This is a genomic window from Kitasatospora sp. NPDC007106, from assembly GCF_040634455.1.
GTDB lineage: Bacteria > Actinomycetota > Actinomycetes > Streptomycetales > Streptomycetaceae > Kitasatospora > Kitasatospora arboriphila.
The window spans coordinates 1-6,833 of sequence record NZ_JBEYFP010000308.1 but is presented as its reverse complement, the minus strand read 5'-3'; the positions used below and the strand labels follow the sequence as shown (position 1 = coordinate 6,833).

The 6,833-nt window shown below is 73.0% G+C and carries 7 protein-coding genes; 4 read left to right on the top strand and 3 right to left on the bottom strand.

Features of this window, described 5'->3' with window-relative positions; translation table 11 throughout:
- Positions 1–470, bottom strand: a 470-nt coding sequence (locus ABZ641_RS21690) for a hypothetical protein (protein WP_359984042.1), incomplete at its 3' end; no start/stop codon positions are given.
- Between the two features lie 316 nt (positions 471–786).
- Between ABZ641_RS21690 and ABZ641_RS21685 the strand changes: the two genes are divergently transcribed.
- Positions 787–1,815, top strand: a complete 1,029-nt coding sequence (locus ABZ641_RS21685) for a type IV toxin-antitoxin system AbiEi family antitoxin domain-containing protein (RefSeq protein WP_359984041.1) — start codon at positions 787–789, stop codon at positions 1,813–1,815.
- A gap of 87 nt (positions 1,816–1,902) precedes the next feature.
- Here ABZ641_RS21685 and ABZ641_RS21680 read toward each other — a convergent pair whose 3' ends face one another.
- Both ABZ641_RS21680 and ABZ641_RS21675 read right to left on the bottom strand, forming a co-directional pair.
- Positions 1,903–2,490 carry an isochorismatase family protein gene (locus tag ABZ641_RS21680; protein ID WP_344626811.1) on the bottom strand — a complete coding sequence of 196 codons (588 nt, stop codon included), beginning with the start codon at positions 2,488–2,490 and terminating at the stop codon, positions 1,903–1,905.
- 233 nt (positions 2,491–2,723) lie between these two features.
- Entirely contained in the window at positions 2,724–4,052 is a 1,329-nt protein-coding gene (locus ABZ641_RS21675) for a nicotinate phosphoribosyltransferase (RefSeq protein ID WP_359984039.1), read from the bottom strand.
- Between the two features lie 150 nt (positions 4,053–4,202).
- Here ABZ641_RS21675 and clpS point away from each other — a divergent pair, with 150 nt between their 5' ends.
- From clpS to ABZ641_RS21660, 3 genes are all read left to right on the top strand, one after another.
- Positions 4,203–4,496 carry an ATP-dependent Clp protease adapter ClpS gene (gene clpS, locus ABZ641_RS21670; protein ID WP_030271864.1) on the top strand — a complete coding sequence of 98 codons (294 nt, stop codon included), beginning with the start codon at positions 4,203–4,205 and terminating at the stop codon, positions 4,494–4,496.
- 114 nt (positions 4,497–4,610) lie between these two features.
- On the top strand, positions 4,611–5,192 hold the full coding sequence (locus ABZ641_RS21665) for a DUF2017 domain-containing protein (RefSeq protein WP_359984036.1): 582 nt from the start codon (positions 4,611–4,613) through the stop codon (positions 5,190–5,192).
- 184 nt (positions 5,193–5,376) lie between these two features.
- On the top strand, positions 5,377–6,833 hold a 1,457-nt coding region (locus ABZ641_RS21660; RefSeq protein WP_359984033.1), incomplete at its 3' end, for an amino acid permease.

The following is a 6,833-nucleotide window of genomic DNA, read 5'->3' as shown; positions in this document are numbered from 1 at the left end:
CCGGCCGCGGCCGCCGCAGCGGCAGCCGCGGCGACGGGTGCCGCGGCCTCCCGGCAGACCTGCTCGGGGATCGGCACCGTTCTGGTGCGGCCCGCCGGGGCGTCGCGGGCGTCGGGGGCGCCCGCCTCGTCCGTGCCGTCCGCGTCCGCGGCGCGGGCCCGGGCCAGCTCCTCGAAGGCTTCCCGGGCGGCCAGGTAGGCCTGGACGGCGGCGATGCCGTACACCGGCTGGATCAGCTGGTGGCCCTTGAAGAACGGCCGGGCCGGGGCGAACCCGGCGGCGATCACCAGGTCGCGGATCTCCGTTATCTCGGCCTCCGTGCGGGCGGTGAAGCGGACCTCCCAGCCCTTCTTGTACGTGTGGCCGTCCGCGCTGTTGCGGCGGGCGAGGTCGGGCCGGCGGACGTAGCCGGGCAGGCGGCCGAGGCGCAGTTGGGCGGCGCGCAGGCCGGGGATCTCGTCACGTGGCATGTGCCGATGGTAGGCAATCCGGCGGGTGCCGGTGGTCGGCGGGTGGTGCTCCACCGTATGGCCTTGGTCACTCTGGGTCAGTAATCGCTGATCATCGGGGTGCCCCCACTCCATGATCGTTGATGTGCCGATTCGATGAAAAACGGATCGTCACCTCCCAAGTCCGATCTAATCCGTCATTCGAGTGAACGTCCCATACGTCGAACGGGTGAGGGTATGGGGACTTTAGGACGGAGCCGTCCCGTTTTCGCGACGGTTGGGTAACAGGTCGTCAAGTCGGGCGTGCGACTGTGGCGGTGTTGGGGAGGGTGTCGACATGAGCTACCGGATTCCTTCCCAGCCGCTCTCCCTGGAAGAGCTGGCGCGGCGTCAGCAGAACGTGGTCACCGCGAGCCAGCTGCGGGCCCGCGGCGTGCCCGCCCGGGCGGTCACCGAGCACTGCCGCCGCGGTGGGCCGTGGCAGCGGCTGCTGCCCCGCGTCTACCTGCTCCAGGACGGCGACCCGACCCCCGAGCAGCGGATGTGGGCGGCCCTCCTCTACGCGGCGCAGGACGGCCGGGGCGAGGGCGGCCGCGAGGGCGCCGTGATCACCGGCGCGGCCGCGCTGGCGCTGTACGGCTTCGCCTCGGTGCCCCGGCTGCCGGCCGTCACCGGCGTGGAGGTGCTGGTGCCCCGTCAGCGACGCCTGAAGGACGCCGGCCCCGTCCGGATCCTGCGCACCGGCCGGGAGCTGGTGGCCCGCTCGGTGCACGGCCTGGCCTGCGCGCCGGTGGCGCGCGCCGTGGCCGACGCGGTGCGCGAGTGGACGGACACCGGGTCCTTCGAGAGCGGTGCCGTCCGTCCGGCGCTGCTGCGGGCGATGCTCCGCGAGGCGGTGACGCGCACCGAGGGCGGCTGCGCCCTGCGGGAGCTGGTGGCGGAACTCGGCGAGGCCCGGCTGCTGACCGAGCCCCGGGTGCGGGCCGCGCTGGACGAACTCCTCGCCATGGAGCGGGAGTCGGTGCTCGCCCGGATCGGCGAGCTGGTGGACGAGTGGCTGCTGCCCGTGCCGCTGGTCGGCCCCGAGCTGCGGATGCGCGGCGGCACCTACGTGGCGGTGCCGGACCTGTACTGGCCGGAGGTCGGCGTGGCGGTGGCCGTCGACTCCGACCTGCGCTGCGTCAGCGAGGGCGAGGCCGCCTGGGTGCGCGGGGAGCAGCACCGGATGGAGTACCTGGGGGTGCGGGTGGTGTACGTCTCCGGCGCGCGGGTCGCCGCCGAGCCGGACGAGGTCGGCGGCGAGCTCCGCGAGGCCTTCCGGGCGGGCGGGGCGGACGTGGTCGAGCTGGTGGTCACCGACCGCTGACCGGCCGCGCGGCCGACAGACCCGGCTGCCGATCCCGACCCCCCTGGCTATCGACTGCCCCGGCCGTTCCGGATGCCGGGCGCGGCTTCAGCGCAGGACCGGGCTGCCGGTCAACTCGACTCCCGCGGAGCGGAGTTCGGCCAGTGCCGCCTCGGTGGTGCCGGCGGCGACGCCGGCGGTCAGTTCGAGCAGCACCCGGGTGGTGAAGCCCTCGCGGGCGGCGTCGAGCGCGGTCGCCTTCACGCAGTGGTCGGTGGCGATGCCGACCACGTCGACCTCGGTGACCTCCCGTTCGCGCAGCCAGTCGGCCAGCGTCCCGCCGTTCTCGTCGCGGCCCTCGAAGCCGCTGTACGCGGCCGCGTACGCGCCCTTGTCGAAGACCGCCTCGATCGCGCCCGAGGTGACCGAGGGCGCGAAGTTGGGGTGGAAGCCGATGCCCTCGGTGCCGGCCACGCAGTGCGCGGGCCAGGAGGTGACGTAGTCCGGTTCCTCGGCGAAGTGCGCTCCGGGGTCGACGTGGTGGTCCCGGGTGGCGACGATGTGGGTGTAGCCGGGGGAGGCGTCCGCGATCAGGTCGGTGATGGCGGCGGCCACTTCGGCGCCGCCGGCGACGGCCAGACTGCCGCCTTCGCAGAAGTCGTTCTGCACGTCGACGACGATCAGGGCCCGGTGCATGGCTGGCTTCTCTCGGTGTGGGCGGTCCGCGGCGGGCCGCGGTGGGGGTCGGGCGGTTCGGACGGTGCGGGGGAGGTGCGGGGGAGGTGCGGGGGAGGTGCGGGGGAGCCTGGGCGGGACCGCTGGTGGGACCGGGACGGAACCACGGGCGGAACGTCGGGGTGGCGTGGAGGCCGTGGTGGTGCCGAGAAGACTGTAGGGAGTGACGCGCAGCGGCGGAAGGCCCGGCGGGCTCACCCGGCGGCGGTCGCGCCGCTCATCAGCTCGGTGACGATCACGGGGTCGCCCTTCGACAGCTGGGTGGCCGACATCGGGAGCGCCGCGCGGGCGCGCCGGTGCCGCTCGCGCGCCGCTTCCAGCGGTTCGCGCCCCACGACCTCGCCGCCGCGGACCAGCGGCACGTGCAGCAGGTGCGGCTCCAGGTGGGCGGGCACCGGCCCGGTGCCGACGACCTCGGCCTCGGCGACGCCGTCCGCGTCGGGCCGGCGGGCCGCCCACTTGAGGCCGCCGGTGCTGGTCTTGCCGCCGGCCGAGCGCTTGGCGACCGGGACGAGGGGCCCGCCGGGCACGCTCTCGCGGGCGACCAGCTTGTAGACCATCGCGCAGGTGGGGTGGCCGCTGCCGGTGACCAGGCTGGTGCCGACGCCGTAGCCGTCGACCGGCGCGGCGGCCAGCGCGGCGATGGCGTACTCGTCCAGGTCGGAGGTGACGATGATCCGGGTCTTGTGCGCGCCGAGGTCGTCGAGCTGGCGGCGCACCCGGTGGGCGAGCAGGGTCAGGTCGCCGGAGTCGATGCGGACGGCGCCGAGTTCGGGGCCGGCGACCTCGACGGCGGTGCGGACGGCCTCGGCCAGGTCGTAGGTGTCGACGAGCAGCGTGGTGCCGCGGCCCATCGACTCGACCTGCGCGGTGAAGGCGTCCCGCTCGCTGTCGTGCAGCAGCGTGAAGGCGTGGGCGGCGGTGCCGGTGGTGGGGATGCCGTGGGTGAAGCCGGCCTCCAGGTCGGAGGTGGCGCTGAAGCCGGCGATGTACGCGGCGCGGGCGGCCGAGACGGCGGCGGCCTCGTGGGCGCGGCGCGCACCCATCTCGATCACCGGGCGGTCGCCGGCGGCGGCGGTCATCCGGGAGGCCGCGGCGGCGATCGCCGAGTCGTAATTGAGGACGGAGAGGACCAGCGTCTCCAGGATCACGGCCTCGGCGAAGCTGCCCTCGACGGTCAGCAGCGGCGAGCCGGGGAAGTACACCTCGCCCTCGGGGTAGCCGTGGATGTCGCCGGAGAAGCGGTAGTCGGCGAGGAAGCGCAGCGTCGCGTCGTCCACCACCCGCTGGTCGGCGAGCCAGTCCAGCTGGGGGCCGGTGAAGCGGAAGGCCTCGACGGCGTCCAGGACCCGGCCGGTGCCGGCGACCACGCCGTAGCGGCGGCCGTTCGGCAGGCGCCGGGTGAACACCTCGAAGACCGAGCGGCGGTGCGCGGCACCGCTGCGCAGTGCGGCCTGCAGCATGGTCAGCTCGTAGCGGTCGGTGAGCAGCGCGGTGGAGCGGTGCGCGGTGATGGCGTCCATGCCGATGATGCTACTACCACTTAGCGTCAGATTGACGATTTCTCCGGAGTGATGTTGACCCGGATTCGCTCGGAAGTCCCCCGGATGGAAGCATGAGGGCAGGGGGAGACGCGCCTTCACCCCGGTCAGCTGCAGAGGAGAGAGCCAGTCGTGAGTGTCGCGCCGGTCGAGATCGAGCGCCCGGAGGTCGAAGGCCTGCCCGTGGTGGAACCGGACACACCGTGGGTGACCATCGTCCACAACGACCCGGTGAATCTGATGAGCTACGTGCAGTACGTGTTCCAGGCCTACTTCGGCTACCCGAAGGACAAGGCCCGCGAGCTCATGATGGAGGTGCACACCAAGGGCCGCGCCGTCGTCTCCAGCGGCACCCGCGAGGAGATGGAGCGCGACGTGCAGGCGATGCACGGCTACGGGCTCTGGGCCACCCTCCAGCACGACTGACGCGCGGCGGCCCGCCCGGTCGGGCGGCGTGCGCCGGTCCGCAGGGCCGGCGCAGCGGTCGCGACACCACACACCGAGACCCACAGACACGTGAACGGGGCTGATTCAGGACTCATGGCTGGCTTGTTCGAGACCGCCGGCGAGGGCGCCGCGGCGATCGCGCTCGACGAGGTGGAGGCCTCCATCCTCCGGTCGCTGGAGGTGCAGATGCTGGAGCTGATCGGCCCCGGCCCCGGCCCCGGAGGAGTGGGCGACGACCCGCTGGCCGCACTGTTCGCCGAGGGGCCGAGCGAGGCGCCGGCCGACCCCGCGCTGGCCCGGCTCTTCCCCGACGCCTACGGCGAGCCCGGCGAGCCCGCCGACACCGAGACCAGGGCGATGGCGGGCGAGTTCCGCCGCTACACCGAGCTGGACCTGAGGGCCCGCAAGCGCGAGGACGCGCTGAGCGTCGTCCGGGCCCTGGACGGGCTCGGCGGCGACGGCGGCGTGCTGACCGTCCCGGCCGCGGACTGCCCGCGCTGGCTGGGCGCGCTGAACGACCTGCGGCTGACCCTCGGCTCCCGACTGGACGTCACCGAGGACGACGAGGAAGGGCTGTACGCGCTGCCCGACAGCGATCCGCGCAAGCCGCTGGTGATGGCGTACCTCTGGCTCGGCGGCATGCAGGAGTCGCTGCTGGAGGCCATGGCCGGCTGACGCCGCGTCACCCCGGAGCACTCGCACCCCCGTGTCCACCATGTGGACCCGGGGGTGCGACATTTCGGGCACATCGTCTCGAATCCGGACATGACATGCTCAATTAACGCTCAGATGAACACCGGTATCCGGGCGGGCCGTGGTACGACTTCTCACCTCCCCACGACCCGAGGACGGTACGCCCATGGCCGATCAGCGCTACGACGAGGTGATCGACACCGAGCCGGACGAGGAGGGCTACGCCCGCGGACTGGGCAGCCGCCAGATCCAGATGATCGCCATCGGCGGCGCGATCGGCACCGGCCTCTTCCTCGGCGCCGGCACGGCCATCTCCAAGGCCGGTCCCAGCCTGATCCTCAGCTACGCGGTGGCCGGCCTGGTGATCTTCGTGATCATGCGCGCGCTCGGCGAACTCCTCACCTACCGCCCGGTCTCCGGCAGCTTCTCCGAGTACGCCCGGGAGTTCCTCGGCCCGTTCGCCGGCTTCGTCACCGGCTGGACGTACTGGCTGTTCTGGGTGGTCACCGGCATGGCCGAGACCACCGCGGCCGCGGTGTACGTGCGGTACTGGGCGCCCGGCGTCCCGCAGTGGGCCAGCGCGCTCGCCTTCCTGGTGCTGCTCTACGGCGCCAACCTGATCTCGGTGAAGCTCTTCGGCGAGATCGAGTTCTGGTTCTCGATGGTCAAGGTCACCGCCATCCTCGGCATGATCCTCATCGGCGTCGGCGTGCTCACCCTCGGCTTCTCCGACGCCGGTGACACCGCGTCGGTCACCCACCTGTGGGCCGACGGCGGCTTCTTCCCCAAGGGCGTCGGCGCCACCGTGATGACCCTTCAGATCGTCATGTTCGCCTACCTCGGCGTCGAACTCGTCGGCGTCACCGCCGGCGAGAGCGAGGACCCGGCCCGCACCCTGCCGCGCGCCATCAACACCCTGCCCTGGCGGATCGCGCTGTTCTACATCGGCGCCCTGGTCGTCATCCTCTCGCTCGTCCCGTGGCAGGAGTTCGCGCCCGGCGTCAGCCCGTTCGTCGCCGCCTTCGAGAAGGTCGGCATCCCGGCCGGCGCCTCCGTCATCAACTTCGTGGTGCTCACCGCCGCCCTCTCCTCCTGCAACTCCGGCATGTACTCCACCGGCCGGATGCTGCGCGACCTCGCCCTGCGCGGCCAGGCCCCCGGCCGCCTCACCGCGCTCAACGCCCGCCGCACCCCGGCCGCCGCGATCACCGTTTCCTGCCTGCTCATGGGCGTCGGCGTGGTGCTCAACTACCTCGCCCCCGGCAAGGCGTTCGAGTACGTCACCTCCGTCGCCACCGTCTGCGGCCTGTGGACCTGGGCCGTCATCCTGGTCGCCCAGATCCGCTACCGCCGCGCCTGGCAGGACGGCCGACTGCCCGCCCCCACCTTCAAGGCCCCCGGCGGGGCGTGGCCGAGCCGGCTCGCGCTGGCCTTCCTCGTCCTGGTCGTCGTGCTCATCGGCTTCGACGAGGACGCCCGGATCTCGCTCTACGTCTTCCCGGTCTGGGCCGCGCTGCTGACCGCCGGCTACCTGGTGCTCTCCCGCAGGCGCCCCGAGGCGGTCCGCGGCCCCGACCACGACCGGTCGGGCACGGGCGCCGGCCGTCGTCTCGACTGCCGGAC